This is a genomic window from Sphingobium sp. AP49 (genome assembly GCF_000281715.2).
Classification (GTDB): domain Bacteria; phylum Pseudomonadota; class Alphaproteobacteria; order Sphingomonadales; family Sphingomonadaceae; genus Sphingobium.
Window position 1 is genome coordinate 1,684,088 of the sequence record NZ_CP124576.1, and the last position, 17,457, is coordinate 1,701,544.

A 17,457-nucleotide genomic window follows, 5' to 3' on the forward strand; every position below is an offset into this window, starting at 1 on the left:
TTCATCGCTCATTGCCAACATAAACGCGCCGAGATGAGCCTTTTCCGTGGCATTAATGCCACATTATCAGCCGTTTATCTGAGGTTCATGAAACAAAGGCGGCTGCTCCGGCTTGAGCGTCTCACCCCCTGAGGGACGAGAATGACAACGGAGTATCTGTTATGCGTAAGTTGATGGTCGCCACTCTCCTGGCCGGCGGCGCGGTTGCCGCGCCCGCCCTGGCACAGGATGCCACCCCGACCTTCACCGGGCCGCGCGTCGAAGCGATCCTGGGCTATGATCACACCGGTGCCGGTAGCTCGATCGACAATGACAACGGCAATGACGATCAGAAGATCGACGGCCTGCTTTACGGTGTCGGCGCGGGCTATGACGTCAATCTGGGCAGCGCGGTCGTCGGCGTCGAGGGCGAATGGACCAATTCCACCTCAAAGAGCAGCCGCAGCGACTTCACCGACCAGTTCGGCTATGGCCGCGTCAAGCAGGGCCGCGACCTCTATATCGGTGCCCGCGCAGGTATCCTCGCCAATCCGGCGACACTGATCTACGTGAAGGGCGGCTATACCAACACCAAGCTGGGCGTCCTGGCCGGCGACACCGACGAAACCACCGACACCTCGTTCAAGCTGGATGGCTGGCGCATTGGTGCGGGCGTGGAGCGTGCGATCAACGCCAACACCTTTGCCAAGGTCGAATATCGCTATTCCAAATATGACAGCGCCCATATCGATTATATGGACGGTGCCACCAGCAGCGAATTTGACGTCGACACCGACCGCCATCAGGTCGTCGCCAGCGTCGGCTATCGCTTCTGATCCTTGGAAAGGGGCCGGTGCAGCGGCCCCTTTTTCCTTTCGGCGGAAAATGTCGGCCGCCGCACGCTTTCCCCTATCTGCGGCGTCGCAGCGATGTTATTTACATCATTGTGAGTAACGCGATTCCCCACCTGTACCCGGTTGGCATCCAGCCTGACGACATCGACTTCATGGGGCATGTCAACAATGCCAGCTATCTGAAGTGGGTGCAGGATGCGGTGCTGGATCATTGGCGGGCGCTGGCCCCGCGCGAGGCGGTGGCCGAGCATCTGTGGGTCGCGCTGAAGCATGAGATCACCTATCGCAAGCCCACCTTCCTGAATGACGAGGTGATTGCCACCGTCCTGCTGGAAAAGGTACAGGGCGCGCGCGCCTTCTACGAAACCGTCATCCGTCGGGGCGAAGAGGTGCTGGCGGAGGTCAAGTCCAGCTGGTGCTGCATCGATGCCGCGACCATGCGTCCGGCGCGGATCGCGCGCGACGTGATGCAGCATTTCTTCGCGCCCGAAGAGGTCGACGGCAAGGAATGAAGGCTGGCGGCGCCGTCTAACCCCGGGCCTGGCTTGAGGGGGGAGGCATAGCCGCTATAATGGCCCGATGGGTCGTGCCGAACAGACTGTCCTCCCGATGCGCATCGTCATCGACCAGCCGGTCGTTGGCGTAGCCTATAGCCTGCAGGGCAAGGATGGGCATCCGCTCGACCCGCAAATATCCCGGGCGGGAGAGGCGCTGGCCTTCGACTTTGCGATCCGGGTCGCACCCGGACCGAAATATTTTGGCGATCAGGTGCGGCGCGAGGGGGCGGAACGGCGCTTCGTCTATATCCGGGTCGGGCAGATGGCCGGAGACCCGGATTCGCCCTGGACCCGGCGCATCAAGATCGACATCCATGATATCGAACCGGCGCTGCTTGATCGGGCGATCGCCGAGGGCGGGATGATCGAAACGCGGATCATCGGCACCGGCCGCGACGGCACACCGGCCTGTGCGACCGTGCGTCCGATCGGTCGCCGGCTGCTCTGATCGCCTAGAGCGTAATCCGTTCATACTGAATCGAATCACGCTCTATTTTTCTTTTGTTTTCCGCATTTTCCGAGTCAGCAGATGATGCCATCTGCTTCGAAAATGCTCTAGATCGCGGGGCGCGGAACCCGCTTGCCCTTGGTCCGGCTGGTCAGATGATAATGGCTGCATCGGTCGCAGCGATAGCAACGCAATGCGAGGGGCGTGCTGCCCGCAGCCGCCAATGCGCTTTCCTGCGAGGAATAACGCCGCTTCCTCGCACAGATGCTCAGCCGCGTCCGCATCCGGCTGGCCCTGCCGCCTAGAGCGTCGCCTCGATCTCGCGCGCGGCGATATCGGGATTTTCCGCCTGGCTGATCGGGCGGCCCACCACCAGCATCGATGCGCCGCGATCCAGCGCCTCGCGCGGGGTGACGGCGCGCTTCTGATCGCCCATGGCGCCACCGGTCGGGCGCACCCCCGGCACGACGAAATAGCCGTCGGGCCAGACCTTCTTGGCCAGCGCGACCTCCTCGCCCGAACAGACGATGCCGTCGAGCCCCGCGTCGCGCGCCAGTTCGGCCAGGCGCGTTACCTGTTCTTCGGCCGTGCCGCCGACGCCGATGTCCTTGAGGTCGCCATTGTCGAGGCTGGTCAGCACGGTGACGGCCACGACCTTGGTGTTGACCCCGGCGGCGGCCTTTGCATCCTCCAGCATGGCGCGGCCGCCGGCGGCATGGACCGTCAGAACGGCCGGTTCCAGCATGTGCAGCGCCTGCACCGCCTTGGCCACGGTATTGGGAATGTCGTGCAGCTTGAGGTCCAGGAAGATCGGCAGGCCGAACTTCATCATCTCATGCACGCCATGATGACCATTGGCACAGAAGAATTCGAGACCCAGTTTCAGTCCGCCGACATGATGGCGCACCTGTCCGGCCAGGGCTTGCGCCTTGGCAAGGTCGGGCGTGTCGATGGCGACGAAGATCGGGCTGCTCATGCTGGTCCTGTGGAAATGAGAGGGGTGGGTTCGGCCACGGCGGGCACGGGTGCCGGCACGGGTGCCGCGGAAACGGTGGTCGATGCTGTCGCGGCAACCAGGGCGCGTTCGGTGCTTTCGAGCCGGCGCTTCATCCGCCAGCGCGTTGCGCGGGCCATGATCCAGAAGGGCATCGCACCCAGCAGGAATGCGCCGATCAGCAGGACCGGCAATTTGGTTTCCATGACCATGTCGCCCCAAAGACGTACGGTCACCGGGACATAATTCGCCATGCAGAAGAAGGCGAGGGCGACGGCGATGACGACCCAGAAGGCAGTCCGCAGGAATTGCATCGGCGATCCTCTTGCTGCTGATTTTCGGCAGCTTAGGCGATTTTGGCGGTGGGCGGAAGCGCCTGTTCAGATTTCCCGGACACCGATCATCATCGACAGGGATTGAGTCGCCCCGGATGCCAGTGTCGCCATGCCACCGGAGCGATTGATCGCGTCGGGCATGTGGCTGACCGGCTCCAGGCAGAAAAAGTCGCCATCGGGCGGGCGGAAGACATGCAGCCAGTCGGCCCCTTGCGCGGTCAGCGTCAGGCGGATGCCGTCGCCGCGATCGACCACCGCCACGCCGTCCCAGCCGCCATGGACATTGTCGATCAGCCTGTCGCCAGTGACGCGCGCGCCCTGCGACCAGTCGCCCAGCGCATCGGCGGGGACTTCCCGTTCGGGCAGCATGTCGGGGGACGAAAGCCAGAGCGTGTCGGCGTGGAAGCGCAGCATGGTATCCGCGTCGAGCGCGAAATAGGGATGGAAGCCCAGGCCGCAGGGCATGGCCGTGTCGCCCAGATTTTGCACCAGCAGCGTGACCTCAAGCGCGTCCTCGTTCAGGCGCACATGCTGCTGCGCGCGCCAGGGCCAGGGCCAGCCGGCATCGCCATCATGCGTCTGCTCCAGCCTGACTTCATGGTCCGACTGTTCCAGCACATGCCAGGGCCGCTGCCAGCCAAAGCCGTGGATGCTGTGGGGATGGTCACCGAAATTGCGCGGCAGCTGATAACTTTGCCCGTCCACCACGAAACGCCCATGGGCGATACGGTTGGCATAGGGCACCAGCGGGAAGCTGGCCATGTCGAGCGGGTCTGTGCTGTCCTGCGGCGCGCGGCGCAGCAGGGCCACGCCGTCGCGATCGAAGGACAGGATCGACCCGCCGACATCCGGGGCGAGCGCGCAACCGAGCGCGCCCGCCTTCAGGGTAAGGATCTCGCTCAGCCGACCATGTCCTCAAGCTCGCGGCCCTTGGTTTCATGGACCATGGCGCGCACGAAGAAGAAGGAAATCGCGGCGAACAGGGCGTAGCCGGTATAGGTGATCGCCAGGCCCGGCGACACGGCGAGCGCCGGGAAGCTGACCGAGATCGCGGCATTGGCGATCCACTGGGCAAAGCCCGCGACGGCCAGGCCCGATCCACGAATCTGGTTCGGGAACATCTCGCCCAGCATCACCCACATGATCGGACCCCAGCTCAGGTTGAAGAAGATCACATAGAGGTTCGCCGCGATCAGCGCCATCAGGCCATTATGGCCCGGCAGCACCACGCCGCCATCCGCGCCGGTAACGGCGGTGGAGAAGGCATAGGCAACGATCGCCAGCGTCACCGCCATGCCCGCAGACCCGATCAGCAGCAGCGGCTTGCGGCCGATCCTGTCGACCAGCATGATCGTGCCCAGGCACGCACCGATCGACAGCACGCCCGACAGGATGTTGATCTGCAGCGCATTATCCTCGGAAAAGCCGACGGCTTCCCACAGGGTGGCGCCATAATAGAAGACGACGTTGATGCCGACCAACTGCTGGAACACGGCCAGGCCAATGCCGGCCCACACGATCGGACGCACCTTGCCGCTGACCTTGTCGATCAGGTCGCTCAGCTTGGGGCGATGATGATCGGCGGCCAGGCTGGCGCGGATCTCGCCGACCTTGCGATCGGCTTCCTCGGCGCCGAACAGGCGGGTCAGGACGGCGCGGGCGCGTTCGTCCTGGCCGCGCGCGACCAGATAACGGGGGCTTTCCGGGATCACCAGCAGCGCCAGGAAATAGATGGCGGCCGGGATCGCCTGCAGCCAGAACATCCAGCGCCAGGCCGGGAAATCCAGCCACAAGGGCGCGGTCGAACCGCCGGCATAGCGGGCCAGCACGAAATTGGCGACGAAGGCGCCGGTGAGGCCCGAAATGATCATCACCTGCTGCACGCTCGACAGCCGGCCACGGATCGCGGCGGGGGTGACTTCGGAGATATAGACGGGCGAGATGACGCTGGCCGCGCCGACGCCCAGGCCGCCGATGATGCGGGCGATGATGAAGATGGCGGAGGAACCGGCGGCACCAGCCAGCAGCGCGCTCGCCAGGAACAGGATTGCCGCCAGCATCATCACGCCGCGACGGCCGATGATGTCGGCCATGCGGCCCGCGCCGAACGCGCCGATCGACGAGCCGACCAGGATTGCGCCGACATTGATGCCGATGCCCAGCTTGCCCAGGGCGAAAGCGGCCTCAAGCCCCTTCTGCGTGCCGTTGATGACGCCCGAATCATAGCCGAACATGAAACCGCCGATGGTGGCCACGGCCACGATCGCTGCGATGAAGGCCATATTGACCTTCCCGGCGCTCCCCTCACTCATCTGATTGTCCTTCCAGCTCTCTATATCTTCTATATCGTTGCGACATGGCCCGGCAGCCCCGCGACGCCGGGATCGAAGGCGAACAGATCGCCCGCCAGGGGTTGCTTTGTCAACGCTGTCATATCCAGCCCCTTCCGCGCCGTCGTGGCATAGGCCGTGGTCAGGTCCGGGCCACCAAAGGCGATCTTGGTGATGTTGGCGACCGGGAAACTGATATGGCGCATCAACTGGCCGGCCGGATCATAGCGCCGCACGGCCCAGCCGCCGAACAGCCCGGTCCACAGACAGCCTTCGGCATCGATGGTGGGGCCATCGGGATAGCCTGCGCCATCCTCGATCCGGGTGAACAGGGTTGGGGCGCCAGCGACGCCATCGGCATCGACCGGGCATTGCCAGATGGCGCGGCCCAGCGTGTCGGTATGATAGAGGATGCGTCCGTCGGGCGAGAGGGCAGGGCCGTTGGTGATCGACACGGCGGCCAGCCCGCTCTCGACCAGGTCGCCGCGATGCAGCCGGTAGAAACGGCCGCTTTCCTCTGCTTCTTCATCGTCCATCGACCCGAACCACAGCGCGCCGTCCGGCGCCACCGTGGCGTCGTTCAGCCGGTTGCCCGGCCGATGCGCTTCGGGCGCATGGAGCAGGGTGAAGGCGCCGCTCTTCGGATCGAAGCGATGCACGCCCGACTGCAGGCCGACGGCGAACAGCCCGTCGTCGGTCGGCAGGATCCAGCCGACCTGTCCGGGCGTGGTCCAGCTATTGGATACGCCCAGCGCCGGGTCGAAGCGGTGGATCGCATGACCCTTGATGTCGACGAACCACAGGGCGGCCTCGCGCGCGACCCAGACCGGCCCTTCGCCCAGCATCGCCCCGACCGATAGGACGCTGCGCGGTGCGGCGTCGCTCATCTCAGCGCCAGCCGGCGTCGATGAAATAGTCATGGCCGGTGCACAGGCGCGCATCGTCCGACGCCAGGAACATCGCCAGCGCGGCGACGTCGACCGGCAGGATGCGGCCGTCCAGGCATTGCGCCGCGACGATTTCGGCTTCGCCCTCGGGCGTGTACCATTTTTCCTGGCGCAGCGTCTTCACATTGCCCGGAATGATCGTGTTGACGCGGATATTGTCCCGGCCCAGGTCACGGGCCAGGCTGCGGGTCATCCCCTCGATCGCTGCCTTGGCGGTCTGGTAGAGGATCAGGTCGGGCAGGGCGAGGTGCCAGCTAATCGACCCGAAGTTCAGGATCACGCCGCCGCCGGCGCGCTTCATCGCCGGAATGGCCGCCTGCGCGGCGAAGAATTTGTGGCGCAGGTTGACCGCCATCCGCTCTTCCCAATAGGCCGGCGTTACCTGCTCGATTTCATGCCGGTCGTCATTGGCGGCATTGTTGATCAGGATGTCGATGCCGCCCAGTTCGGCCTCGGCCTGCGCCATCATCGCTTGCAGGGCGTCCAGGTCGCGCAGGTCGCAGGGGAAGAAGAGCGGCTTGAACGGCGCATCCGCCAGCCGTGCGACCAGTGCCTCGCTCTCGGCAATGGCGATGTCGCAAAAGGCGACATGGGCACCCTGGCCGACAAAGGCTTCGACCAGGCCTTCGCCGATGCCGCTGCCGCCGCCACTGATGATGACCCGCTTGCCCTTCAGGCTGGGGTAGATGGCGTGGTTCATGCGGATTCTTTCTCGTTCAGGCTGATCAGCAGGCCGCGTCGGGCCAGGTTCGCGAACAGGGCGGTGATGCCGAAAGTCCAGGGCGCTGCATCCTTCGATGTCACCACCGGGTTCACCAGCTTGCCCAGGCGCGGGGTCGAAATGGCAACGATGTCACCGACCTTGTGGGTAAAACCGCGACCTTCCTCGTCACGGTCCTGCACCGGCGCGAACAGCGTGCCCAGGAACAGGGCGAAGCCATCGGGATATTGATGTTCCGACAGGGTCTGGCGCACCAGTTCCAGCGGATCGCGGCTGATCTGGTCCATGCGGCTGGTGCCTTCGAGGGTATAGCCTTCCGGCCCCTCAATGGTCAGGCCGACTTCGGCATTGCGCACGTCGTCGATGGTGAAATGTTCGTCGAACAGACGGACCAGCGGGCCGAGCGAGCAGGACGCATTATTATCCTTCGCCTTGCCCAGCAGCAGGGCGGAGCGCCCCTCGAAATCGCGCAGGTTGACGTCATTGCCCAGCGTCGCGCCGACGGCCTGGCCATCGGCATTGACCAGCAGCACGACTTCCGGCTCGGGATTGTTCCAGGTCGAATCCGACCGGATGCCGATTTGCGCCATCGGCCCAACGGTGGCCAGCACCGGCGCCTTGGTGAAGACCTCGGCGTCCGGACCGATCGCGACCTCCAGATATTGCGACCATAGGCCGTCCTCGATCAGCGCGGCCTTCAGCGCGGCGGCTTCTTCGGTGCCGGGCACGACGGCGCGGATCGAACCGCCCACCCGCTCTTCCAGGCGGCCGCGAATCTCCGCCGCGGCGCCGGCGTCGCCGCGCGCCCGTTCCTCGATCACCCGCTCCAGCGCGGACAGGGCAAAGGTCACGCCGCACGCCTTGACGCATTGCAGATCGACCGGGCTGAGCAGCGGCAGCTCGATCGCGTCGAGCGCGCCCAGCGACACGCCAGCGCTGGCATCGATGAAGGGCAGCTTTTCAACCAGTTGTGCCGATGTCGGCGCGATCGCACTCATGTCATAGGCGATGCCGTGCGATACGAGGATCGGGCTGGGGCCGTCGGCGGTCTGTACGCGGCCCAGGAACAGGCCGGTCCGCCAATCATGTGGCAGGTAATCAAGCAAAGCGGTAGCCCCGGGCATCGTCCACTCCTAAAGGCATGGTTGTAATTGATAGCGCTACCAACATGGAAGCGGTGCCCAAGTCAAGACCTCTTCGCCATATTCGCTACGCGAACAGGCGCACGGGTGGGCGGCGTGCCGGGAGCGCCGCTGGCTTGGCCCGGCCGCATCGGGGTGGGCGAAATTGCGGCAAGCCGCTCGCTATGCGCTTTTCTTGGCGGCCGGGCTGCGGCATAGAGGGGCGACCATGAGCAAGACTGACGACAGCGCGCCCAAGGGCGCAGAACCCCAGGCCTCCTCGACTGAAACGGTGCCTGACCTCGCCACCGCAGCGCGCAAGTCTGCGAGCAAGGGTGTGTGGATGGGCACGGCCGTGGGCATCGGCTCGGCGGCGATCGTCGCCGCCCTGCTCTACACCAGCAAGAAGCGGGGCTGACGCCGGGGCGACTTGCCGTCGCTGCAAGGGCACAAAAAGGCGGCATGACCGTTACGCCATGCCGCCCTGGTGCGACCCGTTGCGGGTTCTGTTGTTCCCCTGCCTTCGTGACAGGTGGGGGAATTATGCGCCTGCGCTGCCGCTCAAATAGCTGATCAGTTCAGGCTTGCTGACTGCGGCGCTCTTGTCCGCATCCGCTGTGGTAAAGGCACCGCTGGCCCAGGCCGTCACCTCGGCGGATGGCAAGGACTTGCCCGTCGCCTTCATTTCCTGATCCTTGAGCGCCACCATCCAGCGCGAAAATTCGGCCTGATCGAGCTGGCCGTCCTTGTTGGCGTCATAGGCCGGAAATTCCGACTCGACGATCGCAGCGACCGAATTGGCCGGGTTCGCAGGCTGGGCGGCCTGTGGTTCGGCCGGGCTTGCGGGGGCGGTGGGCTCGGTGGCCTGCGGCATGTCCTGCGTGGACGGGGCCTGTGTGGACGGAACCTGTGCGGACGGGTCGGCCGCCGGGGCCTGCTGCGCCAGTGCCGGCGCGGCGACCAGCATGGCGCTTGTCAGAAGCAAGGTGCGGATCATGGCGACATCCTTTATATCATTGAAACGCGCAGGGCCTGCATTGGGCGCCTGCTTTGGCTTCCTGCCTTAATTGCCATGTTACAATGTATGAGGACTAGGAAAAGTTCCTGAATATCGGTTCATCTACGCATTTGGACTTGCGAAATGCTTCGGTTCGACTGTCTTTGCTTCGATAATTGCGGCCGAATGAGGCGTCGGCGGGACGTGGGGACCTCCCGAATTGCCCCAAGGGGCGCGGGCTGCTAGGCGGCGCGGCAATATTCACCCTCCAGACGCAGGATTCGCCCATGGTCCCCCGCTATTCCCGTCCCGCAATGACCGCCCTCTGGGAGCCGGAAGCCCGCTTCAAGATCTGGTTCGAGATCGAGGCGCACGCGACCGAGAAGCTGGGCGAGCTGGGCGTCGTCCCGCCGTCGGCTGCCAAGGCGCTGTGGGACTGGTGGGCCACCAATCCCGCCATCGACGTGCCGGCGATCGACGCGATCGAAGCGGTCACCAAGCATGACGTCATCGCTTTCCTGACCTGGGTCGCCGAACAGGTGGGCGACGAAGCCCGCTTCATGCACCAGGGCATGACCAGCTCCGATGTGCTCGACACCTGCCTGGCCGTGCAGATGACCCGCGCCGCCGATATCCTGCTCGAAGATCTCGACCAGTTGCTCGCCGTCATCAAGCGCCGCGCCTTCGAGCATAAGCTGACCCCGACCATCGGCCGCAGCCACGGCATCCATGCCGAACCGGTCACCTTCGGCCTCAAAATGGCCGAGGCCTATGCCGAATTTTCGCGTTGCAAGGCGCGCCTGATCGCCGCGCGCGAGGAAGTCGCCACCTGCGCGATTTCGGGCGCGGTCGGCACCTTCGCCAATATCGATCCGCGCGTCGAGGAACATGTGGCCGAAAAGCTTGGCCTCGCGATCGAGCCGGTCTCGACCCAGGTGATCCCGCGCGATCGCCACGCCATGTTCTTCGCGACCCTGGGCGTCATCGCCAGCTCGATCGAGCGCCTCGCCGTCGAGGTCCGCCATCTCCAGCGCACCGAAGTGCTGGAGGCCGAGGAATATTTCTCGCCGGGCCAGAAAGGCTCGTCGGCCATGCCGCACAAGCGCAACCCGGTCCTCACCGAAAATCTCACCGGCCTCGCCCGCGTCGTGCGCGCCGCCGTCGTCCCGGCGCTGGAAAATGTCGCGCTGTGGCATGAGCGCGACATCAGCCATTCGTCGGTGGAGCGTTTCTTCGGTCCCGACGCGACGATCACCCTCGACTTCGCACTCGCGCGCCTGACCGGCGTGATCGACAAGCTGCTCGTCTATCCCGAGCGGATGATGAAGAATCTCGACAAGATGGGTGGCCTCGTCCACTCGCAGCGCGTGCTGCTGGCCCTGACCCAGGCCGGCGTCAGCCGCGAAGACAGCTATCGCTATGTCCAGCGCAACGCGATGAAGGTCTGGGAATCCGACGGCCAGCTCTCGCTGCTCGAACTGCTCAAGGCCGACGAAGACGTCGCCAAGGCGCTGAGCGCGCAGGAAATCGAGGACAAGTTCAACCTCGACTATCATTTCCGCCAGGTCGACACGATCTTCGCGCGCGTCTTCGGCGAAGCCTGATCCCCGCGCGCGGCGACGGCCGCGTGACATTGCAAAAACAGGGCGCCCGACCAGCCGGTCCGGCGCCCTTTTTTGATGTGCCGACATTTCGCTTCTCTCGCGGCCTTGTGCCCAAAGATGGGCACTCTGATTGCGGCGCCGGCGCCAGATCGCCGCCCCTCGCTCCATCCTCACGCTCGCCATCATGGCCGATCGATGGCGGAGCAACGCGCTCCGGCTGATATTCCGCGCATGATTGTTTCCGAATCGTTGCATTTGAAAATCACTATCATTAAGGCGCGATCCAATAACCAGGGCGCCATGTTCAGGGCATGGCGAAATATGGGGGAAGTGCCTTATGTCCTTTGCATCGAAGAAGAATGTTGTCCGTCATGGCGCGGCGTCGATCGCAGCCTGCATGCTGCTGGCCGCAACCAGCGCCCAGGCCCAGCGGCCCGCGGACGCATCCGATGCGGATGCACCCGCCCCGGATTCGATCGTGGTGACGGGGCACACCGAAACCAATGGCCTGACCCTGACGACGCGTGAAACGCCCCAGTCTGTCACCAGCCTCGACAGCCTGCGCATGCAGGAGCAGGGGCTGACCGACATTTCCGAGGTGATGGATCAGATTGTCGGTATCCAGTCCAATCGTTCCAGCGCGCTCGGCACCGACGGCACCAACTATACCGCGCGCGGTTTTGCGGTGAAGAATTACCTGGTCGATGGCATCGCCCGCCCCAGCAACATCTATGGCTTCACCGAAGATACGGCCGACATGATCGCCTATGACCGGATCGAGGTGATCCGCGGGTCTGCCGGCATGATGACCGGCACCGGTGAGCCATCGGCGGCGATCAACATGGTACGCAAGCGCCCGGGCGCGGACCTGAGCGCCACGGTTGCGGCGACGATCGGTTCCTGGGACAAATATCGGGCCGAGGGCGATGTCGGCGGCGCGCTGACCGCCAGCGGCCATGTCCGTGCCCGCGTCGCCGGCGCTTGGCAGGATAATAAGACCTTCATCGATCGCGAACATGCCAAGCGCCAGGCGCTCTATGGCGTGATCGAGGCCGATCTTGGCCCCAGCACCCTGCTGACCGCCGGCGTCGAATATCAGAATTTCCGCAACGAGGGCGCCTCGCGCGGCGGCGTGCCGCTCTTCTTCACCGACGGCAGCAAGACCGATTTCGCCCGCTCGACCAATGGCGGCGCTGACTGGTCCGACTTCCGTCGCAAGAGTGTCAACCTCTTCGCCTCGATCGCCCATGATTTCGATGCCAACTGGCATTTGCAGGTCGATGCCGAGCACAAGTCGGGCTCCTATGACGAGACGATCGGCTATTTCTTCGGCACCGCGATCGACAAGGACACCGGCGATGGCGGCACATTCTACGCCACCCGCTGGGCGTCCGACCTGACGCTCAACGCCGTCTATGCCAATCTGCGCGGCGCGTTCGAGGCGCTGGGCCAGGAGCAGCATGTCGCCCTGACGCTCAGCCATACCCGCTTCGATGATGACCAGACGCCCTATCCGGGCTGGTGGGACGGCAGCGACTATATGTATCCGATCAACGCCTATAGCTATTTCCCCACCGGCGACGTCGCCAAGCCCGATCTGACCGCAACGGGCGGCGCGTCGGGCAACCGGGTCGAGACCAGCTCGGTGGCCGGCGTCGCCCGGTTGAAGCCGATCGGCCCGCTGTCGATCATCGCCGGCGGCCGCCTGACCTGGTGGAAGCAGGACAGCTATGCACAGGACGTCACCGGCCCCAAGGTCTGGAGCCCGGTGGTCGATGAGAAGGCGGTCTTCACTCCCTATGCCGGCCTGGTGCTGGATTTCAGCAAGACCATTTCGGCCTATGTCAGCTATGCCAGCGTGTTCGAGCCGCAGACGGCGCGCACCGTCGACGGCGATGTCATCGCCCCACTTGAAGGCAATACCTATGAAGCGGGCCTCAAGGCCGATTTCCTCGACGGGCGCCTGAGCGCCACCGCCGCCGTGTTCAAGATGAAGCAGGATAATTATGCCCTGGCCGACGGACCCGGCATTTTCGCGCCGGACGGCAGCTCTGCCTATCATGCCGTGTCGGGCATGAAGTCTTCGGGCTTCGAACTGGAGGTGAAGGGCGAGATACTGCCCGGCTGGCGCGTCGCCGGCGGCTTTGCCAATGCCCGGGCGGAGGATCGCGACGGCGTGCGCCAAATGCCGCAGATTGCGAAGAACAGCGTCAAACTGTTCACCGCCTATACGCTGCCCGACCAGTTCGCCGGGCTGACGCTGGGCGGCAATCTGAAATGGCAGGGCAAGACGACGGCCGAAGGGCTGGGGCCGAATGATGAAAGCTACAGTCAGGGTAGTTTGGCGACCGTCGATCTGCTCGCCAATTATCGCTTATCGGACCATCTGTCGGTGCTGGTCCATGTCGATAATCTCTTCGACAAGACCTATTATTCCGGCCTCTATCTGGGCAGCGCCCGCTATGGCGAACCCCGCGCCGTCACCTTCACCCTGCGCGGTACGCTGTAAGGAGATGTGGCATCCATCCCTTCGCCTCGAAGAGGGGATGGATAGGGCCATAGCTATTTTTTGCTTACCCGATCTAAACCATAGGATATTTCTGGAGAATTTATGTAAACTATTGATTTAATTGATATTTATGACAGAATTTCTTGCGGTTCGATAAGTGGCTGATACGTTGCGCGCCTCACCAATAGAGGAGCGATATCCATGGCAATTCGCAGGTTCTTGACTGTCGCAGCGGCGCTCGGTGCTGCGTTCGCCATTCCCGCTATCGGCACGGCGGCGGAATGGGATGAGGAGCAGGAGCAACTCTACCTCTCGTGCGTGGCCAAATATGTCCAATATGGGATGGGCACGCAGAGCCAGGCCGAGCAATATTGCTATGGTCTCTATTATGGGGATGAGACGAGCGGATATCCCGGCAAGGATCCGATCAAGCCGCATCCCGGCAATCCCTGTTACGGCTCGAATCAAGCCGGCTGCGCACCCAACTGACACGCACGGCGTCCCGCTTCATCATGAGGCGGGACGTCCTTGTGCCTATCCGGGCTTTGGCGCTCTGCTAGCGACAAAGACTTGTTCCGATCGCCGGCGCAGCCGCAGTCCGCATGATGATCCCAGCTTGCGTACGCAAATGCTGGGATGGACCGGAAATATGCGAAGTTAAGCGCGGCGGATTCTATTTCCGGCCCTCGTGCTTGGGGCGCAGCCGCGGTGCCGCGTCGGACTGGCGGCGAACCAGTTCATAGTCGAGCAGCATGTGCGGCGGACCGTCCTCGCTCTGGGCACGGCGGCTCTTGATGTGGCGCACCAGCAGGTCGACGGCGGCGCGCGACATGGCGCTGATCGGCTGGCGGATGGTCGTGAGTTCCGGCCAGATCGTGGTGGCGAGCGAGGTGTCGTCAAAGCCGCAGACGGTGAGGTCGCCCGGCACGTCCAGCCCGTTGCGATGGGCGATCGCCACGGTCGCGGCGGCCATGTCGTCATTGCTGGCGAAGATGGCGGTCGGCGGGTTGTCGCGCGCCAGGATATGCTCGGCGGCGTCCAGGCCGGATCGGTAGGTGAAGAAACCCTGTTCGACGAGGTTTTCGTCCAGCGCGATGCTGGCTTCGGCCAGTGCACGGCAATAGCCCTGATAGCGTTCCTCGCTGGCGCTGAGATTGGGGTGGCCCTTGATGAAGCCGATGCGGCTATGGCCCAGGTCAATCAGGTGTCGGGTCATTTCATGGGCGGCGGCCTGATCGTCGATGCTGACCGCGGCCAGGCTGGCCGGCGCATGGCCGGTCGCCACCACGACGGCGGGGATGCCCGCCTCGCGCAGGGCGTCGATCATTGCGCCGTGATCGCACAATGGCGGCGGTAGCACGACGCCGTCGATCCGGCCGCGCACCAGATGGTCGACCACCGCCTTGATCGCGGTCTGCTCGTCCCATTTCTCGACGACCAGGTCGACGCCGGCGCGGCTCGACTGGTCCAGGCTGCCGACCAGGAATTCCGACAGGTAGGATGCTGACGGGTTGGAATAGAGCAGGCCGATCCGCGTCTCGTCCCCGCCCGCCAGGCTGCGCGCGGCGGCGCTGGGGGAATAGTTGAGCGCGGCGATCGCCGCCTCCACCTTCGCCTTGGTCGCTGCCCGCACCACTTGTTCACCGTTGATCACCCGCGACACCGTCATCGGTGACACGCCGGCATGTTTCGCCACATCGTTTATGGTGGGGGCATTGCGCTGGCGGCGGGAATTACGGACTTCCATCAGGACATCAGGGCCTTCGACATGAGACTATGCTCCCCTGCTAGCGGCATCGTTCCGCAAGCTTAAGTAATATTTCATTTCGGGTGTCCCGGGGCATAGGGGAAGCTCTGCGCCTTGTACCAGTCGAGCGGGTGGGCGGGCGCCGCGCTGCCGGCGGGCAGGGGGCGGCCGGACACCGACTGGAAATAGGCGATGCAGGCGTCGCGCCACCATAGCGCCTCGCGATGCTGGATCGCCAGGAAGGCCTCGACCTGGGCAAAGCGCTCGGCATCGACCTGGGGCTTGAGCGCGGCCCAGTCCCGTTGCATCGCCGCGACCGCTTCCACGCCCCGGTCGTAATGATGGATGAGGCCATCCCACAGCGTCTCGCCCGACGCCAGGCGATAGTCCCAGGGCAGATGGTGGAACCACAGCAGGTCGCGCTCCGGCGTGGTCTTCGGATTGTCGAGCAGCTTCGCCAGCGCCGGCGCATATTGGCCGGTGGCATTGCTGCCCGTCTTTGTCCGGTCAAAGCCGATGCCCTGCCTGTCGGCCTTGTGATAATAGACCGGGTTCCATTCCGGACGTGCCAGTTCGGACACCCAGGGGGCGGGGCCATAATGATGGCCGGTGCCCATGATATGGGCCAGGCCCAGCGGCGTCATATAGTCGACCGCCGCCTCGCGCGATCCCATCATCATCGCGACGATCGGCGCAACCACCTTGGGATCGGGCGAGAAGGTCTGTGCCGCCCATTCGCGTGCCACCGCTTCGGCAGTCAGGTCAGGGTCCCAGGCCATGCGGCCGAACGCATACCAGTCCGCCTGGTTGAAGATCGACCCGCTCCAATCGCGGTCGACGCCGATATTGGCGACCCCGGCGATGCCGGTCAGCCTATGGCCTTCCAGCGATCCGTCGATCACCTTGGCGACGGTCGATCCCTTGCCTCTGGCCAGCGTGTCGCTCTTCAGCACCTCCTCGAACAGCGGGCCGAGATAGGTAAGGTGGGTCGACTGGCCCAGATATTCCTTGGTGATCTGATATTCCATCATCAGCGGCGTTTTGGGCATCGCGCCGAACAGCGGGTGGAAGGGTTCGCGCGGCTGGAAGTCGATCGCGCCATTCTTCACCTGGACGATGACATTGTCGGCGAACTGGCCGTCGAGCGGCTTGAAGTCGCTATAGGCCTGCTTGGCGCGATCGTCGGGATTGTCATGGGCGTAGACGAAGGCGCGCCACATCACGATGCCGCCATGCGGCTTGACTGCGGCCGCCAGCATGTTGGCGCCATCGGCATGGGTGCGCTTGTAATCCTGCGGGCCGGGCTGGCCCTCGCTGTTGGCCTTGACCAGAAAGCCGCCGAAATCGGGGATCGCCTTGTAGATCTCGTCGGCCTTGGTCTTCCACCAGGCGGCAACCGCCGGGTCGAGCGGATCGGCGCTTTTGAGGCCATCCAGTTCCATCGGTGCGGTCCATTTGACCGACAGATAGACCTTGATCCCATAGGGGCGGAACAGGTCGGCCAGCGCGGCCGCCTTGGCGATATAGGCGGCGGTCAGGCTGTCCGCCTTGGCGTTCACATTGTTGAGCACCGTGCCGTTGATACCCAGCGACGCATTGGCGCGGGCATAGTCGGTATAGCGCGGCCCCTTATAATCGGGCAGGCGCCACCAGTCCCAGATCGACTGGCCAGCATAGCCGCGCTCCACCGTGCCATCCAGATTGTCCCAATGGTTGAGCAGGCGCAGGCCGATGCGCGGCGTGCTGCGGACGTCCAGTCGGTCGAGCGCTGCGCCGGTCTCGGCCAGCCGCAGCCAGGCATAGGCACCGTGCAGCACGCCGATGTCGGTGGCGCCCGCGATCACCGTGACCGGCTTGCCCTCGACGTTCATGCTGCGAATCGCATAGCCGTCCGGTCCCAGACCTTCGGTCGAGACGGCCATGGCGCGGGTGGATGTCGCTGATTGCAGCAGCAGCGATCCTTGCTGGATCATGTCCGACAGGGCGGGAAGGGCGCCGGTCGTGCCGCCGATGCCGCGCTGCAATTCCTGCCGGGCGATCGCCAGGCTGGGGCTGTTCAGGCTGACGATGGTGCGGGCATGGGCGGCAATCTGCTGGCCTGCGGCACCTTCGATCCGCGCATCGCGCAGCCACAGATCATAGCCATCCTCGGCCATGACGGGCGGCGTTGCGACCAGCATCGTGCTGGCAATCATCCAGCAAAACAAGCGCGGAACCATTTCGAGCCTCTCCCCCTCTATTTCTTTCCACCGGGCGATTGCCGGCATTGACAAGTCTGTTCTGGGTTGTGATGGTAACGCTATCAGTTGGCGGG

Annotated in this window: 17 protein-coding genes; 7 read left to right on the forward strand and 10 right to left on the reverse strand. The window is 64.2% G+C overall.

Going from position 1 to position 17,457, the window contains the following annotated elements; all coding sequences use genetic code 11:
• The first annotated feature begins 161 nt into the window (after nt 1–161).
• From PMI04_RS08155 to PMI04_RS08165, 3 genes are all read left to right on the forward strand, one after another.
• Entirely contained in the window at nt 162–815 is a 654-nt protein-coding gene (locus PMI04_RS08155; RefSeq protein ID WP_007714558.1) for an outer membrane beta-barrel protein, read from the forward strand.
• Nucleotides 816–925: 110 nt separating this feature from the next.
• Nucleotides 926–1,345, forward strand: a complete 420-nt coding sequence (locus PMI04_RS08160) for a thioesterase family protein (protein WP_052028111.1) — start codon at nt 926–928, stop codon at nt 1,343–1,345.
• 67 nt (nt 1,346–1,412) lie between these two features.
• Nucleotides 1,413–1,838: a DUF5990 family protein gene (locus PMI04_RS08165; protein ID WP_007714564.1), complete on the forward strand. Its 426-nt coding sequence runs from the start codon at nt 1,413–1,415 to the stop codon at nt 1,836–1,838.
• A 301-nt stretch (nt 1,839–2,139) separates the two neighbouring features.
• Here the strand turns inward: PMI04_RS08165 and pyrF are convergent, their stop codons facing one another.
• The 7 genes from pyrF to PMI04_RS08200 form a co-directional block, all read right to left on the reverse strand.
• Nucleotides 2,140–2,814, reverse strand: a complete 675-nt coding sequence (gene pyrF / locus PMI04_RS08170) for an orotidine-5'-phosphate decarboxylase (RefSeq protein ID WP_007714566.1) — start codon at nt 2,812–2,814, stop codon at nt 2,140–2,142.
• Entirely contained in the window at nt 2,811–3,146 is a 336-nt protein-coding gene (locus tag PMI04_RS08175; protein WP_007714567.1) for a LapA family protein, read from the reverse strand. The genes pyrF and PMI04_RS08175 overlap by 4 nt, the downstream gene beginning before the upstream one ends.
• Before the next feature lie 66 nt (nt 3,147–3,212).
• The gene (locus PMI04_RS08180) at nt 3,213–4,070 is read right to left on the reverse strand and encodes an aldose 1-epimerase (protein WP_193378317.1); all 858 of its coding nucleotides are present in this window, start codon (nt 4,068–4,070) and stop codon (nt 3,213–3,215) included.
• Nucleotides 4,067–5,479 carry a sugar porter family MFS transporter gene (locus PMI04_RS08185; protein ID WP_007714569.1) on the reverse strand — a complete coding sequence of 471 codons (1,413 nt, stop codon included), beginning with the start codon at nt 5,477–5,479 and terminating at the stop codon, nt 4,067–4,069. Before PMI04_RS08185 ends, PMI04_RS08180 begins: the two co-directional genes overlap by 4 nt.
• A gap of 29 nt (nt 5,480–5,508) precedes the next feature.
• Nucleotides 5,509–6,384, reverse strand: coding sequence for an SMP-30/gluconolactonase/LRE family protein (locus PMI04_RS08190; protein ID WP_007714570.1), 876 nt, complete (start codon nt 6,382–6,384; stop codon nt 5,509–5,511).
• 1 nt (nt 6,385) lies between these two features.
• The gene (locus PMI04_RS08195) at nt 6,386–7,144 is read right to left on the reverse strand and encodes an SDR family oxidoreductase (protein ID WP_007714571.1); all 759 of its coding nucleotides are present in this window, start codon (nt 7,142–7,144) and stop codon (nt 6,386–6,388) included.
• On the reverse strand, nt 7,141–8,289 hold the full coding sequence (locus PMI04_RS08200) for a fumarylacetoacetate hydrolase family protein (protein WP_007714572.1): 1,149 nt from the start codon (nt 8,287–8,289) through the stop codon (nt 7,141–7,143). Before PMI04_RS08200 ends, PMI04_RS08195 begins: the two co-directional genes overlap by 4 nt.
• A gap of 226 nt (nt 8,290–8,515) precedes the next feature.
• Between PMI04_RS08200 and PMI04_RS08205 the strand changes: the two genes are divergently transcribed.
• Nucleotides 8,516–8,704 (forward strand): hypothetical protein, encoded by a 189-nt coding sequence (locus PMI04_RS08205; RefSeq protein ID WP_007714573.1) that lies wholly within the window; start codon nt 8,516–8,518, stop codon nt 8,702–8,704.
• A 123-nt stretch (nt 8,705–8,827) separates the two neighbouring features.
• On the opposite strand, the gene PMI04_RS08210 is transcribed toward PMI04_RS08205, so the two are convergent.
• Nucleotides 8,828–9,283: an EF-hand domain-containing protein gene (locus PMI04_RS08210; RefSeq protein ID WP_007714582.1), complete on the reverse strand. Its 456-nt coding sequence runs from the start codon at nt 9,281–9,283 to the stop codon at nt 8,828–8,830.
• A 287-nt stretch (nt 9,284–9,570) separates the two neighbouring features.
• On the opposite strand from PMI04_RS08210, the gene purB reads away from it, so the two are divergent.
• From purB to PMI04_RS08225, 3 genes are all read left to right on the forward strand, one after another.
• The gene (purB, locus tag PMI04_RS08215; RefSeq protein ID WP_007714584.1) at nt 9,571–10,887 is read left to right on the forward strand and encodes an adenylosuccinate lyase; all 1,317 of its coding nucleotides are present in this window, start codon (nt 9,571–9,573) and stop codon (nt 10,885–10,887) included.
• 337 nt (nt 10,888–11,224) lie between these two features.
• Nucleotides 11,225–13,396: a TonB-dependent siderophore receptor gene (locus PMI04_RS08220; RefSeq protein WP_007714587.1), complete on the forward strand. Its 2,172-nt coding sequence runs from the start codon at nt 11,225–11,227 to the stop codon at nt 13,394–13,396.
• Nucleotides 13,397–13,597: 201 nt separating this feature from the next.
• The gene (locus tag PMI04_RS08225) at nt 13,598–13,885 is read left to right on the forward strand and encodes a hypothetical protein (RefSeq protein WP_007714588.1); all 288 of its coding nucleotides are present in this window, start codon (nt 13,598–13,600) and stop codon (nt 13,883–13,885) included.
• Nucleotides 13,886–14,069: 184 nt separating this feature from the next.
• Here the strand turns inward: PMI04_RS08225 and PMI04_RS08230 are convergent, their stop codons facing one another.
• Both PMI04_RS08230 and PMI04_RS08235 read right to left on the reverse strand, forming a co-directional pair.
• Nucleotides 14,070–15,143 carry a LacI family DNA-binding transcriptional regulator gene (locus PMI04_RS08230; protein WP_007714589.1) on the reverse strand — a complete coding sequence of 358 codons (1,074 nt, stop codon included), beginning with the start codon at nt 15,141–15,143 and terminating at the stop codon, nt 14,070–14,072.
• Between the two features lie 74 nt (nt 15,144–15,217).
• Nucleotides 15,218–17,362, reverse strand: coding sequence for an alpha-glucuronidase family glycosyl hydrolase (locus tag PMI04_RS08235; protein ID WP_007714591.1), 2,145 nt, complete (start codon nt 17,360–17,362; stop codon nt 15,218–15,220).
• Nucleotides 17,363–17,457: the final 95 nt, after the last annotated feature.

Coding starts and splice junctions, on each gene's coding strand:
- PMI04_RS08175 (WP_007714567.1), bottom strand. CDS start 3,146: ATGCAATTCCTGCGGACTGCCTTCTGGGTCGTCATCGCCGTCGCCCTC.
- PMI04_RS08185 (WP_007714569.1), bottom strand. CDS start 5,479: ATGAGTGAGGGGAGCGCCGGGAAGGTCAATATGGCCTTCATCGCAGCG.
- PMI04_RS08165 (WP_007714564.1), top strand. CDS start 1,413: ATGGGTCGTGCCGAACAGACTGTCCTCCCGATGCGCATCGTCATCGAC.
- PMI04_RS08155 (WP_007714558.1), top strand. CDS start 162: ATGCGTAAGTTGATGGTCGCCACTCTCCTGGCCGGCGGCGCGGTTGCC.
- PMI04_RS08230 (WP_007714589.1), bottom strand. CDS start 15,143: ATGGAAGTCCGTAATTCCCGCCGCCAGCGCAATGCCCCCACCATAAAC.
- PMI04_RS08220 (WP_007714587.1), top strand. CDS start 11,225: ATGTCCTTTGCATCGAAGAAGAATGTTGTCCGTCATGGCGCGGCGTCG.
- PMI04_RS08225 (WP_007714588.1), top strand. CDS start 13,598: ATGGCAATTCGCAGGTTCTTGACTGTCGCAGCGGCGCTCGGTGCTGCG.
- pyrF (WP_007714566.1), bottom strand. CDS start 2,814: ATGAGCAGCCCGATCTTCGTCGCCATCGACACGCCCGACCTTGCCAAG.
- PMI04_RS08210 (WP_007714582.1), bottom strand. CDS start 9,283: ATGATCCGCACCTTGCTTCTGACAAGCGCCATGCTGGTCGCCGCGCCG.
- PMI04_RS08200 (WP_007714572.1), bottom strand. CDS start 8,289: ATGCCCGGGGCTACCGCTTTGCTTGATTACCTGCCACATGATTGGCGG.
- PMI04_RS08195 (WP_007714571.1), bottom strand. CDS start 7,144: ATGAACCACGCCATCTACCCCAGCCTGAAGGGCAAGCGGGTCATCATC.
- PMI04_RS08190 (WP_007714570.1), bottom strand. CDS start 6,384: ATGAGCGACGCCGCACCGCGCAGCGTCCTATCGGTCGGGGCGATGCTG.
- purB (WP_007714584.1), top strand. CDS start 9,571: ATGGTCCCCCGCTATTCCCGTCCCGCAATGACCGCCCTCTGGGAGCCG.
- PMI04_RS08205 (WP_007714573.1), top strand. CDS start 8,516: ATGAGCAAGACTGACGACAGCGCGCCCAAGGGCGCAGAACCCCAGGCC.
- PMI04_RS08235 (WP_007714591.1), bottom strand. CDS start 17,362: ATGGTTCCGCGCTTGTTTTGCTGGATGATTGCCAGCACGATGCTGGTC.